The sequence below is a fragment of the Pseudocitrobacter sp. 2023LY-00077 genome (assembly GCF_055796175.1).
Map to the genome: position 1 here is coordinate 252,091 of NZ_JBSPEI010000002.1, position 16,893 is coordinate 268,983.

Below are 16,893 nucleotides of genomic sequence, written 5' to 3' on the forward strand. Positions count from 1 at the left end.
GGGTGCTTAACGATCCCCGCTTTACCACTGAGATTGAACTCACCATCCCGTTTCATGACGTCGATGCGATGGGCGTGGTGTGGCACGGCAACTATTTCCGTTATTTCGAAATTGCTCGCGAAGCGCTGCTCAACCAGTTCGACTACGGCTATCGCCAGATGAAAGCGTCAGGCTACGTCTGGCCAGTGGTGGATACGCGCGTCAAATATCGCGATGCCCTGACCTTCGAGCAGCGTATCCGCGTGCGGGCGCATCTGGAAGAGTACGAAAACCGACTGCGCATTGCCTACCAGATTTTCGACGCCGAAAGCGGCAAGCGCACCACCACCGGCTACACCATCCAGGTGGCGGTTGAGGAAGCCAGCAAAGAGATGTGCTTCGTCAGCCCGGCAGTCCTTTTTGAACGCATGGGAGTCGCGCCATGAAATTCCTGCCGCTTATTTGCCTGTTGATTGCGCCGTGGGTGCACGCCGTGACGCTGGACACCCTGCAACAGCGTTTTACCGAACAACCGATCGTGCGCGCCCACTTCGAGCAAACCCGCACCATTAAAACGATGCCGCAGCCGCTGCGTTCCCAGGGCGAGATGCTGATTGCCCGCGACAACGGCTTACTGTGGGATCAGAAAACGCCGTTCCCCATGCAGCTGATGCTTACCGACACCCGCATGGTACAGCAGGTTAACGGCCAGCCGCCGCAGGTGATCACCGCTGAGAATAACCCGCAGATGTTCCAGCTCAATCATCTGCTGCGCGCCTTATTCCAGGCCGACCGCCGCGTGCTGGAACAAAACTTCCGCATCAACCTTCAGGACAAAGGCGATAACCGCTGGGCGCTGCGCCTGACGCCCATTACCTCGCCGCTGGATAAGATTTTTGCCTCTATCGACCTGAGCGGGCAGCAGTTTCTCGAAACGATCCAGTTGAACGATCAACAGGGTGACCGCACCGATATCGCCCTCTCACAACACCGCCTGACGCCAGCCACCCTGACCCATGACGAACAACAACGTTTTAGCGCCCAATAACGCCCGCCGTCCGGCGCTCATCTGGGCTGTTTTTTGCCTGATTCTGCTGGGTACGCTGCTGGCGCTGTTACCCGGTGCGAGGATGAACAGCAGCGTGCTGGCGATGTTACCAAAACAGGCGTTGGGCAACATTCCACCCGCGCTGAACGACGGTTTTATCTCGCGCCTTGATAAGCAAATGATGTGGCTGGTCAGCCCCGGTAAAACGCCCGATCCCCACGTTGCGCAGGCGTGGTTTGAGCAACTAAAAAGCACTCCGGCGCTGGCGCAGGTGAAGGGCCCGATGGATGCCAAAAACCAGCAGGACTGGGGCGTGTTTTACTGGCAGCATCGTAACGGCATGGTAGACAGCGCCACCCGCGCTCGCCTGCAAAACGGCGGCGAGGCGCAGGCGCAGTGGGTCCTCTCGCAGCTCTACTCCGCCTTTTCCGGCGTCAGCGGCAAAGAACTGCAAAACGATCCCTTCATGCTGACGCGCGGTTCGCAACTGGCGTTAATGCAAAGCAGCCAGCGCTTACGCCTGATGGACGGCTGGCTGGCAACGCAGGATCAAGACGGTAACTACTGGTATCTGTTACACGGTGAGCTGCAATGCGACGCGTTTGATATGCAGCAAACCCACCAACTGGTGCAGGAACTGACCGCCGCCGAAGCCCGGCTTAAAACGCGCTTCCCGCAGGCGCAGGTTTTATCGCGCGGCACGGTGCTGTACAGCGATTACGCCAGCCAGCAGGCGAAACGCGATATCTCCACGCTCGGCGCGGCAACGGTATTCGGCGTGCTGCTACTGATTGTGCTGGTGTTCCGCTCGCTGCGTCCGCTGTTGTTGAGCCTGCTCTCCATCGGCATTGGCGCGCTGACGGGTACCACGGTGACGCTGCTGCTGTTTGGCGAACTGCATCTGATGACGCTGGTGATGAGCATGAGCATCATCGGTATCTCTGCCGACTACACGCTCTATTATCTGACCGAACGGATGGTGCACGGCGCGGAAAACTCGCCGTGGCAAAGCCTTGCCAAAGTGCGAAACGCGCTGCTGCTGGCGCTGCTGACCACGGTTGTCGCCTATCTGATTATGATGCTCGCCCCCTTCCCCGGCATTCGCCAGATGGCAATCTTTGCCGCCGTGGGGCTGAGCGCGTCCTGCCTGACGGTGGTGTTCTGGCATCCGTGGCTGTGCCGCGGGCTGCCGGTGCGCCCGGTGCCGATGCTCGGCCTGCTGCTGCGCTGGCTCGCCCTGTGGCGACGCAATAACGCCCTGATTTACGGCCTGCCCGCCGCGCTGACCGTGGTTTCGCTGATCGGCCTTTCCACACTTCACGTTAACGATGATATCGCCCAGTTGCAGGCGCTGCCGCCGCATCTGCTGGAACAGGAAAAGCAGATCACGCAGCTCACCGGGCAGAACGTCGATCAGAAATGGTTTGTGGTCTACGGCGATTCGCCAGAGCAGACGCTGACGCGTATGGAGGCGTTTACCGCGCATCTGGATACCGCTCGCCAGCAAGACTTACTCGCCCGTTATCGCACGATTCCGCTCAATTCACAGGCGCGTCAGGCGCAGGATTTGGCGTTGCTTAATCACGCCGCGCCCGCACTCGGCCAGGCACTGCAACAGGCGGGGCTACCTGACGTGAAACCCGACCTTCGCGCAATGCCGGTGAACGTGTCCGACTGGCTGGCAAGCCCCGTCAGCGAAGGCTGGCGCTTGATGTGGTTGACGCTGCCGCGTGGCGTCAGCGGCGTGCTCATTCCCGTGGACGGCGTGAAAGATAGCGCGGCGTTAAAGGCGTTGGCGGAACAACACACCGGCGTCGCCTGGGTTGACAGAAAACAGAGTTTCGATGCGCTGTTCGGGCTGTACCGCACGGTATTAACGCTGCTGCTCGGTGTGGCGCTGGCGGCTATCGCGATTGGCGCCGTCGTACGAATGGGCTGGCGCAAGGGATTAATCAGTTTGCTTCCTTCATTGCTCTCACTGGGCTGCGGGCTGGCGGCGCTCTCCTTTAGCGGGCACAGCGTCAACCTCTTCTCACTGTTGGCGCTGGTGCTGGTATTGGGTATCGGCATTAACTACACCCTGTTCTTCAGCAACCCGCGCGGCACGCCGCTGACGTCGCTGCTCGCCATCACGCTTGCAATGATGACCACCTTGTTGACGCTGGGCATGCTGGTCTTCAGCAGCACCCAGGCCATTAGCAGTTTTGGGATTGTCCTGGTCTGCGGTATCTTCACTGCCTGGCTACTGTCGCCGCTGGCAATGCCAACGAAAAAAAGAGAAAAACGATGATGATACGCAACGTCTGGCGCGCCCTTGCGCTGGCAACCGCGCTACTGCTTGCGGGCTGTAGCCACGATCATGATGGCACACGCCCCACCGCCTGGCTGCAACCGGGCGCGCGCGTGACGCTGCCTGAAGCGGGCATGACGCCCGCTTTTACGTCGCAGCAGCTTTTGACCGGCACCTTCAACGGCAAAACCCAATCATTAATGGTGATGCTGGATGCCGATGAACACAAAATTACCCTCGCCGGGCTATCGTCGCTGGGGATCCGTCTGTTCCTGCTGACCTATGATGAAAAAGGCCTGCGCACGGAACAAAACATCGTCGTACCGCAATTGCCGCCCGCAAGCCAGGTACTGGCTGATGTGATGCTCAGCTATCTGCCGATTAGCGCGTGGCAGCCGCAGTTGCCGAAAGGCTGGACGCTCACCGACGCAGGCGACAAACGCGCGCTGCGTAACGCCCGTGGCGAAACGGTAACCGAGATAACCTACCTGACGCGTAAAGGCAAACGCGAGCCGGTCAGCATTGAGCAGCACGCCTTCAAATACCACATCACCATTCAATACCTGGATGACTGATATGATTTATATCTCTGCCGTGGGCATGATTAACGCGCTGGGTAACAACGCGCTTGAGGTCGCCGCGAACCTGACGCGCGGCATCGCGCCGGGCATGCGTGCCCGCGCGGGCTGGTTGCAGGGCAATTCACATGCCGTTTTTGGCGGCGTTGAGGCGGAACTGCCCGTCATTTCGGACACCTTTGCCGAACATCACAGCCGCAATAATCAGCTCCTGCTGGCGGCGCTGGCGCAGATCCAGCCGCAGGTGGATGACGCGATTGCCCGCTATGGGCGAGAGCGCGTTGCCGTGGTGATGGGTACCAGCACGTCCGGGCTGGACGAAGGCGATAAACATGTCAGCCAGCAACATCCCCGGTGGCGCTACGCACAGCAGGAACTGGGCGACCCATCGCGATTTCTCAGCCACTGGCTGGCGCTCGACGGCCCGGCATTTACCCTCTCCACCGCCTGTTCATCCAGTGCGCGCGCCATTATTAGCGGTCGCCGTCTGATTGAAGCGGGTTTAGCGGATGTGGCAATTGTGGGCGGCGCGGACACCTTGAGCCGGATGCCGATTAACGGCTTCAACAGCCTGGAGTCGCTCTCAGCCTCACGCTGCCAGCCATTTGGTCGCGATCGCAGCGGCATTACCATCGGAGAAGGCGCGGGGCTGATGCTGCTGACCCGCGAGCCGCAGCCAATCGCGCTGCTGGGCGTCGGCGAATCGAGCGATGCGTGGCATATGTCAGCTCCGCATCCTGAAGGCGAAGGCGCAATTCGCGCAATTCTTCAGGCGCTGAAAGAGGCCAAGCTCGCGCCGCAGGACGTGGGCTACATCAATATGCACGGCACCGCCACGCCGCTGAATGACAAAATTGAATCGCAGGTGGTGAATCATATCTTCGGTGATACGGTTCCCTGTAGCTCCACGAAGCACCTTACCGGGCATACGTTAGGCGCGGCAGGCATCACCGAAGCAGGTATTGCCATGTTGATTTTGCAGCATAACCTGCCGCTGCCACCGCAGGACTTCAGCCAAATGCCCGTCGATGACACATTGCTGCCCTGCGGCCTGCTTCACAATGCCGCGCCGCTGGCGCGCCCGGTGATTCTTTCCAACTCTTTCGCCTTTGGCGGCAACAATACCAGTATTTTGTTAGGACGATGTTCATGAGCCACTACTTACCGCCAGCGGACTATTTGCCGCACGACGCGCCGATGCTACTGCTTGAACAGGTTTCCGCCGTCGGCGAAAACGACGTTCAGTGCCAGGTGTCGGTTAATCCTGCGGGCGTGCTGGCACCGTTTCTTGATGCGTCGGGCAACCTGCCCGGCTGGTACGCGCTGGAGCTGATGGCGCAGACGGTCGGCGTCTGGTCCGGCTGGCACCGTCAGGATGATGGCGAGCAACAACTGACGCTGGGCATGGTCCTCGGCGCGCGTGAACTGGTGTGCGCGGCGGGTTATTTTCCGGCACACGCCACGCTGGATATTCACGCCCACCTGCTGATGCGCGACAGCCGTTTCGGCAGTTTTGAATGCACAATAATGATTAATAACACCGTGGTCGCCACGGGCCGCGTCAACACATTCCAGCCGTCGACCGAAGAGTTAACGTCGCTGTTTCAGCAGGGAGAAAGCGCATGAGTCGTTCCGTTCTGGTTACCGGCGCCAGCAAAGGCATTGGCCGCGCCATCGCCATTCAGCTGGCCGCTGATGGCTTTACCCTTGGTGTTCACTATCATCAGGATGAGCCCGGCGCACGCGAAACGCTGGCTGCCATTGAACTGGCTGGCGGTAAAGGGCGATTGCTGCGCTTTGATGTGGGCGATCGCGCCCAGTGCTTAGCGGTGCTTGAAGAGGATATGGCCGAAAACGGCGCGTGGTACGGCGTGGTGAGCAACGCCGGAATTACCCGTGACGGCGCATTCCCGGCGCTGAGCGAAGAAGACTGGGATTCGGTTATTCACACTAACCTCGACAGCTTCTACAACGTGATTCACCCCTGCATCATGCCCATGATAAGCGCGCGTAAAGGCGGGCGAATTATCACGCTGTCTTCCGTTTCCGGCGTGATGGGTAATCGTGGGCAGGTGAACTACAGCGCCGCCAAAGCGGGGATCATCGGGGCCACCAAAGCATTGGCAATTGAACTCGCAAAGCGCAAAATTACCGTCAACTGTATCGCTCCTGGGTTGATTGACACCGGAATGGTTGCAATGGAAGAGGCCGCGCTGAAAGATGCTATGGCGATGATCCCAATGAAACGCATGGGTCAGGCCGAAGAGGTCGCCGGGCTGGCGAGTTATTTAATGTCGGACATCGCGGGCTACGTCACCCGGCAGGTGATTTCGATCAACGGAGGCATGTTATGACACGTCGTGTCGTGATCACGGGCATGGGCGGCGTCACCGCTTTCGGCGAAAACTGGCAGGACGTATCCCGCGGGCTTCTGAATTATGAAAACGCCGTGCGGCATATGCCGGAGTGGCAGGTCTACGCTGGCCTGCATACCCTACTGGGCGCGCCCATCGATGACTTCACGCTGCCCGCTCACTACACCCGCAAGCGCATCCGCGCCATGGGCCGCGTGTCGTTGCTTTCTACCCGCGCCACTGAACTGGCGCTGGAGCAGGCCGGGCTGATTGACGACCCGGTTCTGACCAATGGCCAGACCGGTATCGCCTATGGTTCATCGACCGGCAGCACCGGCCCGGTGAGCGAATTCGCCACCATGCTGACCGAAAAGCATACCAATAATATTACCGGCACCACTTACGTACAGATGATGCCGCACACCACGGCGGTGAATACCGGGCTGTTCTTCGGCCTGCGCGGGCGGGTCATTCCCACCTCCAGCGCCTGCACTTCCGGAAGCCAGGCGATTGGCTACGCCTGGGAAGCGATTCGCCACGGTTATCAAACCGTGATGGTCGCGGGCGGCGCAGAAGAACTCTGCCCCTCGGAAGCCGCCGTGTTCGATACGCTCTTTGCCACCAGCCAGCGCAACGATCAGCCGAAAACAACGCCCTCACCGTTCGACCAGACGCGTGACGGGCTGGTGATTGGCGAAGGCGCCGGTACGCTGATTCTGGAAGAACTGGAACACGCGAAGGCGCGTGGGGCGACCATCTACGGCGAAATCGTCGGCTTCGCCACCAACTGCGATGCCGCGCATATCACCCAACCGCAGCGCGATACGATGCAAATTTGCATGGAGCAGGCGTTGCAGATGGCGGGTATTGGCGCTCAGCAGATTGGCTATATCTCCGCGCACGGTACGGCCACCGATCGCGGCGATCTGGCGGAAAGCCAGGCGACGGCGGCGATCTTCGGTGATACCACGCCGATCTCCTCGCTGAAAAGTTATTTCGGCCATACGCTGGGAGCCTGCGGCGCGCTGGAGGCGTGGATGAGCTTACAGATGATGCGCGAAGGCTGGTTCGCACCGACCATTAACCTGACACAGCCCGATGAAGCCTGCGGCGCGCTGGATTACATCATGGGCGAAGCGCGTCACATTGACTGCGAATATCTGCAAAGCAATAACTTCGCTTTCGGCGGGATCAACACCTCGCTGGTCATCAAGCGCTGGGCATAAGCATGTATCGCCTGCTGCGCGGAAAGGTATCGGACTACATCGACGCTCAGACTGCGGGACGCGCGCTGCTTGAACGGGCGATCTTCCCCGCCGTGCTGCCAGAGATTATTCGCAACAATAACGGCAAACCCGGCTTTGCTCGTGGGAATCCGCTGTGGTTTAACATCAGCCACAGCGGCGATGACATTGTGCTGCTGCTGAGCGACGAGGGCGAGGTGGGTTGCGATATTGAAGTCATACGCCCGCGTAAAAATAGCCAGCGTATTGTTGAATCGGTATTCAGCCCCGGTGAACAGGCGCAGATTACAGCGGCGGAAGATAAGCTCGTCGCGTTCTGGCAAATCTGGACGCGCAAAGAGGCGATGCTTAAACAGGCAGGCAGCCAGATCTGGCGCATCGCCGATTTCGACAGTTGCTTGCCCACACCGCTGTTTTTAGCCCAACTCCGTTGGTCTGAAAATCGAATCGTGACGCTGTGTACCCCGACGCCCGTTTCAGCGCAGGAAAACGATTTCATTGTTAAATAATAACGTGAATATCACTCTGATAAATAATACACCACTAAAGTATTATCATAATATTCGATGATATATAATACCTAAATTAGATCAAAAATCGATCATATGTATTAATGATGTTGATATATTCCATCAGGAATATGAATTAAAGAAACAAAGCGGAAACATGAAATTTGGTATAATCATTTTTTGTGATAGAGATAACACAAATTTCAATTGTCTATGGATTCGTTTTGCCCGTATAGTGGCTCTCTGTTAGAAGATAGTTACCTTTGCTTACTTTAATTAGCATTATTGTAACTATTGCAATCATTATTATTGAGGCACAGATTATTTTACGCACTCTATTTTCTGAGGCTCGAACGCAGATAACGCTGCATGAACTGATCAAAGAACTCGAAAAACAGAACATCGTTTTCTACGTTCATTTCGTCTCTACCGGGAACGTCAATCTGGTCGATAACGACGGTTGTATTCGTATTATAGAAGGCGAGTACAGCCTCAAACGCGTCAATCTGCGGGCCAATGAAGACCTCATTCGCGCAGCGTCACGCCGCCATTTCGCAGGTGAAATAGGCTATGAAGAGTATTGTTCTCTGGTGGCCAGCGCCGGGGTATATAAGTGGATTGTCGATATAAAACAGATGACGCGAAAATATGTCGGCTTATCTGACAAAGTAATTTTCTGCGAAGAGATAACGCCCGTTATTAGTAATGAACGCGTATGGCGTTATAATTAACCGCGTGATTATCGTAGGGGCAACCACATCCAGAGCCCATGCAAGATAAGCCAAATACCCGCACACGATAACGTAATTAACGAAACCATTTTCATTGAACCTCCCTGGCTCATTTCCATCGCAACTTTCCTTTTTTGCGCCAGACGATAAGGGATAAATATAAAAATCGCCTGATAAAAATGTCATCAGGCGATATTCTATAACAAATAATGCACATCAGGATATACGTAATAATAATTACGCCTGGTTATTTTCTGTTACTTCGACCAACGCAGGTTGAGAAGAATTGGCACTGATTCAGCGCCTTGCATCCTCCAACGTAATCGTGAACCTCGAGAGGAGATGTCGACATCAGCCTGAAGGCAGCATAAATTTCTACACTTACGTGATTTATGATTTCGCCTCATAAAGGCTATCCGCTGGAGAGGGATTATTAACCAATAGCTTTCCGATATCCTTACTCTCTCACTTCTGTCGAACGGAAAATTATGAGTCACGCACAACGCCAACCGGTAAAAACAACCGGGCTGGTTTTTATTCTTATTCTGAGCGCCCTGATGGCGTTTACCTCCCTCTCCACCGATATTTATCTTCCTGCAATGCCCGTCATGGCGAATGAGTTACAGGGCAACGTCGAGCTAACGATTACCGGTTTTTTGGTCGGTTTCTGCATCGCTCAGCTTATTTGGGGGCCGATTAGCGATCATCTTGGCCGTCGCATTCCGCTGGTGATTGGGATGGTGCTGTTTGTCATTGGTTCGATGGGCTGCGCACTGTCTACCGATATTACGCAGATCGTTTTCTGGCGCGTATTCCAGGCGCTGGGGGCCTGTACCGGGCCGATGCTGGCACGTGCGATGATCCGCGATCTCTTCAGCCGTACGCGTGCCGCGCAGATGCTTTCAACCCTGACCATCGTGATGGCGATCGCGCCCATTGTCGGGCCGCTGCTTGGCGGGCAGATGATTAAATTCGCGTCCTGGCATGCCATTTTCTGGCTACTGGCCGTTATCGGCGTACTGATGCTCTGTTCACTCTATTGGCTACCGGAAACATTACCGCCAGAGCGACGCGTAAAAGCCTCTATACGCGGCGCATTCGAAACCTATTACACACTGCTTTCGAATCGTAGCTTTATGCGATTTACCCTAAGCCTGACATTTTATTACGTCGCCGCTTACGCCTTTATTACCGGCTCGCCATTCGTCTATATCAGCTGGTTTCATATTGACCCACAGCACTATGGCTGGCTGTTCGCCATTAATATCGTCGGGGTGATGAGCATGAGCGCAGTGAACCGTCGCCTGGTACAACGCTACCCGCTGGAGACGCTGCTAAAACGCGCAGTCGGCGTTGCTACTCTTGCTGCCCTCGCGCTGGCGATGGGGACAAAACTCAACGTCGGCGGCGTCATACTGATTGTCGCAACGGTGTTTGTTTTCTTCTCGATGAACGGCATCATCGCCGCCACCGCAACAGCCGCTGCGCTGGATAGCGCGCCACACGCAGCAGGTTCCGCATCAGCGCTGATTGGTGCATTGCAGTACGGCAGCGGAATTATCTCCTCGCTGCTTCTGGCGCTGTTCAGCGACGGCACCCCGTGGACAATGGGGTGGATTATTGCGTTGTTTACGTTGCTGAGTGCGGGGATGGTGGTCAGAGTCAGGCTTCCTGTTCATCATCCCTAGTTGGCTCTGTAGCGAAGCATTTCTGCGTCAGTGCTGTCGTGGTTTTAATATGCCCCCTACCCGCCCCTTATGTGAAAGCGGTTCCATAAAATCCGCTTACATCCATTTACATCTAAAACACTAATGCGTATATTTCTCATTCGCATTTTTATACTCATTGATTAACTAAAAAAACAATCCCCGGCGCGGCTATGTACCGCTGTCGGGCAGTCCCGCAAACACACTTAAGGGTTTATCATGTCTTTCACTTATCAGACCCGGGAAACGCGTCGTACGCTCGGATGTTCCCCTTCTTTGCTCGCCCTCTCCGTGGCGATGGCGTTCACGCCTGCGCTGTCATTTGCCGCCGCTGCGAACAGCGATGACACCATTGTGGTGGAAGAGAGCACCACGCCGGGTGACGAAGGTCAGGAACAGGATTACAGTGTTAAAACCACCACCACCGGCACCAAAATGCTGCTGGTGCAGCGCGATATCCCGCAGTCAGTCAGCGTTATCAGCCAGCAGCGAATGAAAGATCAGGAGCTGAACTCGATTGAAGAGGTGCTGGATAACACCACCGGCGTGAGCGTTTCCCGCATCGACAGCCACCGTACTAATATTTTCTCACGCGGTTTCTTCGTCAGTAACTTTGCCTTCGACGATATGCCGACGTTCCTCGACGATCGCTGGAATTTTGGCGACACAGCGGGCGATACGGCGATTTTTGAGAGCATCGAGGTAGTGCGTGGCGCTGCCGGTTTGATGAGTGGCACGGGCAACCCATCGGCGTACGTCAACATGGTGCGTAAGCACGCCGATAGCCGCGAGTTTAAAGGCTCGGCTTCCGCAACCTACGGTAGCTGGGATAAACAACGTTATGTGCTGGATTTACAAGCCCCGCTGACTGAGTCCGGTGACGTGCGTGGCCGCGTGATTGCCGGGTATCAGGACAACGACAGCTGGCTTGAGCGCAACCACTACCGCAAAAAATTCATCACCGGCGTCGTGGATGCCGATATCACGGACTCCACTACCCTCTCACTGGCCTATGACTACCAGGAGAGCGAAGAAGACAGCCCAACCTGGGGCGGTTTCCCTTCCCTGTGGAGCGACGGCAGCCGCACTGATTTCCGCCGTGAATTCAATACCGCCGCTGACTGGACCTACTCCAATGAAGATACGTCGCGCGTATTTGCCAACCTGACCCAGCGTTTCGACAACGGCTGGGAGGCGAAGGTGAACGCCATGCACGCGGAAACCAGTTTTGACAGCCGCTTGATGTATATCGACGGCTTCCCGGATAAAAATACCGGCCTGTACAATAGCGCGCTTTACCAGGGCGCGTGGGGCGGCTGGAACCGTGGCGAGCGCAAACAGGATTCAGTGGACGCCTTTGTGCGCGGGGGCTATGAACTGTTTGGCCGCCAGCACCAGATAATGTTCGGCGGCAGCTACAGCCGTCAGCGCAACAATTACGACAACTCGTATCCGGTCACCGATAACTACGGGTTGATGGATGTCGGCAACATTCACAATTATGACGGCAAACTGGCGTATCCGGAGTGGTCTGACTGGGCACTCTATCAGCGCGATATCATCCGCCAGAAATCACTCTACACCGCGACGCGTCTCTCGCTGGCCGACCCGCTGAACCTGATCCTCGGCGTGCGCTGGACGGAATGGAGCGCTCATTACAATCTGGAGCGCAAACCGGATGAAACCCGCGACAGCAAATTCGATGACGTCACGCCATATGCAGGCCTGGTATATGACATCAATGATGAGTGGTCGGCCTATGCCAGCTACACCTCCATCTTCCAGCCAACCAGCAAGCGTAACGCTAACAGTGAGTTCCTCGATCCAACCACTGGTAAGAGCTATGAAGCGGGCGTGAAAGGTGACTGGTTTAACACCCGCCTGACCGCGACGCTTGCCGTATTCCGTACCGAGCAGGATAAAGTTGCCGTCAGCACCGGGCAGACCATTCCTGGCTCCGGCGGCCAGACGGCGTATAAATCAGTCGATGGTACCGTGAGTAAAGGCGTGGAATTTGAGATTAACGGCGCACTGACCGACCGCTGGCAGCTCACCTTCGGCGCATCCCGCTACATCGCAGAAGACGGTGACGGCGTGGCAGTGAACCCGGAGCAACCACGCACTACGGCGAAACTGTTTACCCGCTATCAGCTACCAATGTTGCCTGAACTGGCAGTCGGCGGTGGCGTACGCTGGCAGAATAAAACCTGGCAGGACATTGCCGGGCCGAACGGTGATACGCGTATTAAACAGGGCGGTTATGCGGTGGTCGATCTCTTCAGCCGCTATCAGGTCACCAAAAACTTTGCCCTTCAGGCCAACCTGAACAACCTGTTCGACAAAGAATATTACGACTATCTGGGCACTTACGGCGTGTACGGCGCACCGCGTAACTTCTCGGTCAGCGGCACCTATAACTTCTGATCTCCCTCAACGGCACCGCCCGGTGCCGTTTTTCCTTCTTCTGAATTTCCGCCGCCAGGTTTGGCGCAATCGCCTTTTTCGACCAGACTTATCACTGTGTTTCTTTTTCAGGATGATTATGAAAAACGTGGCGATTGTCGGCGTCGGCCCGACCGGAATTTACACCTTTCATGCGCTTATTGAGCGCGGCGAACCGCTTGCGATTACGCTCTTCGAGCAGGCTGAAGAAGCGGGCGTCGGCATGCCCTATAACGATGATAATAATGCCACGCTGATGCTGGCCAATATCGCGAGCATTGAGATCCCGCCAATTTTTATCACTTATCTCGAATGGCTGCATCAACAGAGCGACAGCTACCTGGCGCGCTTTGCGATTAAACGTGAATCACTGCATGACCGACAATTTTTGCCGCGCGTGATCCTCGGCGATTATTACCGTGACCGCTTTCTGGCGTTGGTCGAGAAAGCTGAGCGTTTGGGGTTTGGCGTCTCGGTGCGGGAAGCGAGCAGGATTGCTGATATTGAGGCCACCGGGAATGGCGTGCAGCTGTGGATCGACAATCGCAATACCCCGGAACCCTTTGATTATGCGGTGATCGCCACCGGCCATATGTGGCCTGAAGACGATGACTCGCCGCGTGACTTTTACCCCAGCCCGTGGACCGGCCTGATGGATGCGCACATTGCGCCGTGCCGCGTGGGCATTATGGGCGCTTCATTGAGTGGGCTTGATGCTGCTATGGCAGTCGTCTCGCAGCATGGAAAATTTATTGTTGAAGAGGGCAAAACCACGCGCTTCCAGCTTAATGCGCAACGCCAGTCGCTTCAGTTGACGCTAATGTCGCGCAGCGGCATTCTGCCGGAAGCCGATTTTTACTGCCCGCTGCCCTACGAGCCGCTGGCAATCGTGACGGAGCAGGCCATCGAAGCTGAAATTGCTAAAGGCAGTAAGGGTCTGCTGAACAGAGTATTTCAGTTGATCGTCTCCGAACTGGAACAGGCAGATCCGCAGTGGAGTGCGCGGATAGGCTTAAACAGGCTGAATGCCGATACGCTTGCCGACGCCTGGTTTGCCGATCGTAAAAAACACGATCCGTTTTACTGGGCGCAGGACAATCTGGAAGAGGTCGAACGTAATAAGCGCGAGAAACACACGGTGCCCTGGCGCTACACTGTTCTGCGGCTGCATGAAATCGTTGAGGAGATCGTCCCACATCTGAACGAAGAGGACCGTCAACGTTTCAAAAAAGGACTGGCGCGCGTTTTTATCGACAATTATGCCGCTATTCCGTCTGAATCTATCCGCCGCCTGCTGGCGCTACGTGAGGCCGGGCTGATTCATATTCGGGCGCTGGGTAACGACTATGAGATGCAGGCTAACGACGGCCTGACGACCATCACCACCGATGATGCGCGTTATGAGTTTGACGTGTTTATCGACGCCCGTGGTCAGAAGGCGCTGAAAACCAAAGACCTTCCCTTCCCCACGCTTCGCAAACAGCTTTTAGCCTGCGGCGATGACATACCGGATGTCGGTGACGACTATACCTTGCAGGCACCTGATAACGTGCGCGGGCGAATTGCCTTCGGCGCACTGCCGTGGCTAATGCATGACAGACCGTTTGTGCAGGGGCTGGTGGTGTGTGCGGAAATTGGCGCGGCGATGGCGAAAGGCGTGGATAAACAAGCGTCAGGGAAGCGAAAGAAGGTACAGCGAAATGAGTAAAAACGTTGAGTCTGGAGCGGGCGAAGGGAATCGAAACGACGTTTCATTTTTCCATAGCGCGACGGTCAGAGAATCAACATAGTAACTATTATTGATACTTGATTGCGAGATTTTAGAGGATCAGTCTCATGACAATCAAGGGCCAGGAGTATCTTTATCTTTCACCGGATGGGGTATGGCAGTTTCAAATCTACGTTCCTGCTTACATGCGCCACATGTTCGGCGGGAAGCGCCTCTACCGGAAAAGCACTGGTACAAGAGACATTTACAAGGCTCGACACTTCCGCAATCACATGCTGGTAGAGTGGAACAACCTGAAAGAACAGTTCAAGCCGGATACAGAGGACAAACGCATTCAAGTTGCGATCACTTCCCTGCACTCACAGATCCGCAAGAATAAAAACAAACCCCTGATTGAGGAGCGAGCCAGTTCGATTCCCCACCTGTGCCTATTACGGGATGAATACGCAACTGCCTACCGGGATCGGCGTTCATTGTCCACACTGAGCAAATCGGCGCGGGCCGTGGAAGTATTTCTCCAGAGCATCGGGAAAGTTGATATCAGTTTGGATCAGATAGGACGGCGGCTGGTTACGGATTTCATCGAAGAACAGCAGAAACGCGACGTAGCAGGGCAGACGCTGCAAAACTGGTTAACGTCACTGGGAAGCCTCTATGAGTTTGCCAAACGTCGCTACGACGCTATAGCGCCGCTTAATCCGTTTCACGGCATGAACCTCGAAGCACGGCGCACTATTGAGAGCTACCAGCCGTTTGAATGGCATCAACTATCTACCCTGCTCAACGAAGCAGACGAAGAACTACGAGCCGTCATTCTGATCGGTTTGTTCTCTGGTGCAAGGCTGGACGAAATCGCCAGCTTGAAAAAATCAGATGTTGTTATAGTGGAAGGGATACAGACTTTCTTCATTAGCAAATCGAAAACGAAAGCAGGGGTTAGGCACATACCGATCCACGCTTTTCTGATCGGTATGGTAGATTATTATCTGAGTTTGAACACTGGAGATTACCTGTTACCACAGGCTAACAAGATTGAACGCAAAGACGGGAAAAAGGGGCCGTTCTATTCCCAGGCATTCACCCGCTTACGGCGTCGCGTAGTGCCTATGGCTACAGATCGCCAATGCTTTCACAGTTTGAGGGGGCATTTTATCACGTGTCTTGACCGTGCCGGAGTACCCGAACAGCGTATAGGCTACATCACGGGGCACTCTTCCCAAGCCGCAGCCACAGAAGCATTCAAGACATACAGCGCGGGGTGTTCCATGAAAGAATTGTCCGACTATGTGGAAATGGTGGATTATCCAGAGATCATCTTCCCTGAAACGGAAAAAGGGGCGTAAGCCCCTTATTTATAAACAAATTGATTAGATTAATAAGCTATTGTTTATGAATAATACACGCTAATTCTTGCTTTACGAACAAAGCAAGATTAAAATAGTAACAAAAAAGCATCAAAGCCATAACACTAAAACCCCAAAAAAAAACCACCAAATTCAGTAGGTTACACACCTAAATAACAGAAACCATTATTGATTTTTTGTTACAAAGACCACATTATGAATGAACCTATGTAGAAATTTAAGGTGTTTGTTATGGATACTACATTCATTGCTGAACCTATAGTAAGCATTGACGAAAAGTTGTTGGGCGTTGAGCTTCTCACTCGCTTCATTTCCCCAGATGGACGCCCCCTTCATCCTGAGTTCGTAATTTCATCTTGGGATTTAGATAGGAAACGGCTTTTCCTATACGAACAATGCGGAAACATTGCCAGTATGCAAAAGTGGTTCGAACGAAAGAATCTATTTTGTACACTGAACATTGATCAGCAAATGGCTTTTCTGATACGTAATGACTACATACTTAGACAAACTTTCGAATCGATGCCATTCATCAAACTTGAGCTTTCTGAGAATTTCCCAGGTTTAGATAAAGGATTAAAAAGCCCCTTGTTAAAGTCGCTGAGCCAGGGTGTGAATGGGCTGTGGCTCGATGACCTTGGGGCAGGTAATTCGAATGTAGTTAGTTTGATGGAAGGATACTTTGAGGTTGTAAAAGTAGATCGCTGCTTCTTTAATCAGCAGGTGCAGAAACCAACCTTCTACCCGCTGATTGCTTCCATTCAAAAACACTGCGGCAAAGTTATTATCGAAGGGATTGAGAATCGAGAACATTTGGGAATACTGCGTGAGGTGGGGATTTGGGGATTACAGGGGTATCTTTTTAAATCCATCCCATTTGAGAACGTAGATTCGTTGGTATAGCTTGAATAATCTTCCT

Annotated in this window: 15 protein-coding genes; all 15 read left to right on the forward strand. The window is 54.6% G+C overall.

Features of this window, described 5'->3' with window-relative positions:
• The first annotated feature begins 2 nt into the window (after positions 1 to 2).
• Positions 3 to 425, forward strand: a complete 423-nt coding sequence (locus ACWWFX_RS03605; RefSeq protein WP_473223230.1) for an acyl-CoA thioesterase — start codon at positions 3 to 5, stop codon at positions 423 to 425.
• Positions 422 to 1,027 (forward strand): outer membrane lipoprotein carrier protein LolA, encoded by a 606-nt coding sequence (locus ACWWFX_RS03610; RefSeq protein ID WP_473223231.1) that lies wholly within the window; start codon positions 422 to 424, stop codon positions 1,025 to 1,027. The genes ACWWFX_RS03605 and ACWWFX_RS03610 overlap by 4 nt, the downstream gene beginning before the upstream one ends.
• On the forward strand, positions 996 to 3,317 hold the full coding sequence (locus ACWWFX_RS03615; RefSeq protein WP_473223232.1) for an MMPL family transporter: 2,322 nt from the start codon (positions 996 to 998) through the stop codon (positions 3,315 to 3,317). Before ACWWFX_RS03610 ends, ACWWFX_RS03615 begins: the two co-directional genes overlap by 32 nt.
• Positions 3,314 to 3,892, forward strand: a complete 579-nt coding sequence (locus ACWWFX_RS03620; RefSeq protein WP_473223233.1) for a DUF3261 domain-containing protein — start codon at positions 3,314 to 3,316, stop codon at positions 3,890 to 3,892. The genes ACWWFX_RS03615 and ACWWFX_RS03620 overlap by 4 nt, the downstream gene beginning before the upstream one ends.
• A gap of 1 nt (position 3,893) precedes the next feature.
• Complete coding sequence (locus ACWWFX_RS03625; protein WP_473223234.1) at positions 3,894 to 5,048, forward strand: beta-ketoacyl-[acyl-carrier-protein] synthase family protein; 1,155 nt, start codon at positions 3,894 to 3,896, stop codon at positions 5,046 to 5,048.
• Positions 5,045 to 5,521 (forward strand): hotdog family protein, encoded by a 477-nt coding sequence (locus ACWWFX_RS03630; RefSeq protein WP_276224552.1) that lies wholly within the window; start codon positions 5,045 to 5,047, stop codon positions 5,519 to 5,521. The genes ACWWFX_RS03625 and ACWWFX_RS03630 overlap by 4 nt, the downstream gene beginning before the upstream one ends.
• Positions 5,518 to 6,249 (forward strand): 3-ketoacyl-ACP reductase FabG2, encoded by a 732-nt coding sequence (locus ACWWFX_RS03635; RefSeq protein WP_276224550.1) that lies wholly within the window; start codon positions 5,518 to 5,520, stop codon positions 6,247 to 6,249. The genes ACWWFX_RS03630 and ACWWFX_RS03635 overlap by 4 nt, the downstream gene beginning before the upstream one ends.
• Entirely contained in the window at positions 6,246 to 7,475 is a 1,230-nt protein-coding gene (locus ACWWFX_RS03640) for a beta-ketoacyl-ACP synthase (protein ID WP_473223235.1), read from the forward strand. The genes ACWWFX_RS03635 and ACWWFX_RS03640 overlap by 4 nt, the downstream gene beginning before the upstream one ends.
• A 2-nt stretch (positions 7,476 to 7,477) precedes the next feature.
• Positions 7,478 to 8,002, forward strand: a complete 525-nt coding sequence (gene acpT, locus ACWWFX_RS03645; protein WP_473223236.1) for a 4'-phosphopantetheinyl transferase AcpT — start codon at positions 7,478 to 7,480, stop codon at positions 8,000 to 8,002.
• A gap of 263 nt (positions 8,003 to 8,265) precedes the next feature.
• Positions 8,266 to 8,733, forward strand: coding sequence for a DUF1398 family protein (locus ACWWFX_RS03650; protein WP_149463321.1), 468 nt, complete (start codon positions 8,266 to 8,268; stop codon positions 8,731 to 8,733).
• Between the two features lie 488 nt (positions 8,734 to 9,221).
• The gene (locus ACWWFX_RS03655) at positions 9,222 to 10,421 is read left to right on the forward strand and encodes a multidrug effflux MFS transporter (RefSeq protein ID WP_473223237.1); all 1,200 of its coding nucleotides are present in this window, start codon (positions 9,222 to 9,224) and stop codon (positions 10,419 to 10,421) included.
• Positions 10,422 to 10,658: 237 nt separating this feature from the next.
• Positions 10,659 to 12,863 carry a ferric-rhodotorulic acid/ferric-coprogen receptor FhuE gene (fhuE, locus tag ACWWFX_RS03660; protein WP_473223238.1) on the forward strand — a complete coding sequence of 735 codons (2,205 nt, stop codon included), beginning with the start codon at positions 10,659 to 10,661 and terminating at the stop codon, positions 12,861 to 12,863.
• A 118-nt stretch (positions 12,864 to 12,981) separates the two neighbouring features.
• The gene (locus ACWWFX_RS03665; protein ID WP_473223239.1) at positions 12,982 to 14,589 is read left to right on the forward strand and encodes an FAD-NAD(P)-binding protein; all 1,608 of its coding nucleotides are present in this window, start codon (positions 12,982 to 12,984) and stop codon (positions 14,587 to 14,589) included.
• A gap of 128 nt (positions 14,590 to 14,717) precedes the next feature.
• Positions 14,718 to 15,953 (forward strand): tyrosine-type recombinase/integrase, encoded by a 1,236-nt coding sequence (locus tag ACWWFX_RS03670; RefSeq protein ID WP_108454391.1) that lies wholly within the window; start codon positions 14,718 to 14,720, stop codon positions 15,951 to 15,953.
• A gap of 252 nt (positions 15,954 to 16,205) precedes the next feature.
• Positions 16,206 to 16,877 carry an EAL domain-containing protein gene (locus tag ACWWFX_RS03675; RefSeq protein ID WP_048994720.1) on the forward strand — a complete coding sequence of 224 codons (672 nt, stop codon included), beginning with the start codon at positions 16,206 to 16,208 and terminating at the stop codon, positions 16,875 to 16,877.
• Positions 16,878 to 16,893 lie beyond the last annotated feature (16 nt).

What these genes read in the sequence shown, in the direction of transcription:
- ACWWFX_RS03630 (WP_276224552.1), top strand. Translation starts at nt 5,045, where the DNA reads ATGAGCCACTACTTACCGCCAGCGGACTATTTGCCGCACGACGCGCCG.
- ACWWFX_RS03615 (WP_473223232.1), top strand. Translation starts at nt 996, where the DNA reads ATGACGAACAACAACGTTTTAGCGCCCAATAACGCCCGCCGTCCGGCG.
- ACWWFX_RS03635 (WP_276224550.1), top strand. Translation starts at nt 5,518, where the DNA reads ATGAGTCGTTCCGTTCTGGTTACCGGCGCCAGCAAAGGCATTGGCCGC.
- ACWWFX_RS03625 (WP_473223234.1), top strand. Translation starts at nt 3,894, where the DNA reads ATGATTTATATCTCTGCCGTGGGCATGATTAACGCGCTGGGTAACAAC.
- ACWWFX_RS03665 (WP_473223239.1), top strand. Translation starts at nt 12,982, where the DNA reads ATGAAAAACGTGGCGATTGTCGGCGTCGGCCCGACCGGAATTTACACC.
- acpT (WP_473223236.1), top strand. Translation starts at nt 7,478, where the DNA reads ATGTATCGCCTGCTGCGCGGAAAGGTATCGGACTACATCGACGCTCAG.
- ACWWFX_RS03655 (WP_473223237.1), top strand. Translation starts at nt 9,222, where the DNA reads ATGAGTCACGCACAACGCCAACCGGTAAAAACAACCGGGCTGGTTTTT.
- fhuE (WP_473223238.1), top strand. Translation starts at nt 10,659, where the DNA reads ATGTCTTTCACTTATCAGACCCGGGAAACGCGTCGTACGCTCGGATGT.
- ACWWFX_RS03620 (WP_473223233.1), top strand. Translation starts at nt 3,314, where the DNA reads ATGATGATACGCAACGTCTGGCGCGCCCTTGCGCTGGCAACCGCGCTA.
- ACWWFX_RS03670 (WP_108454391.1), top strand. Translation starts at nt 14,718, where the DNA reads ATGACAATCAAGGGCCAGGAGTATCTTTATCTTTCACCGGATGGGGTA.
- ACWWFX_RS03610 (WP_473223231.1), top strand. Translation starts at nt 422, where the DNA reads ATGAAATTCCTGCCGCTTATTTGCCTGTTGATTGCGCCGTGGGTGCAC.
- ACWWFX_RS03675 (WP_048994720.1), top strand. Translation starts at nt 16,206, where the DNA reads ATGGATACTACATTCATTGCTGAACCTATAGTAAGCATTGACGAAAAG.
- ACWWFX_RS03640 (WP_473223235.1), top strand. Translation starts at nt 6,246, where the DNA reads ATGACACGTCGTGTCGTGATCACGGGCATGGGCGGCGTCACCGCTTTC.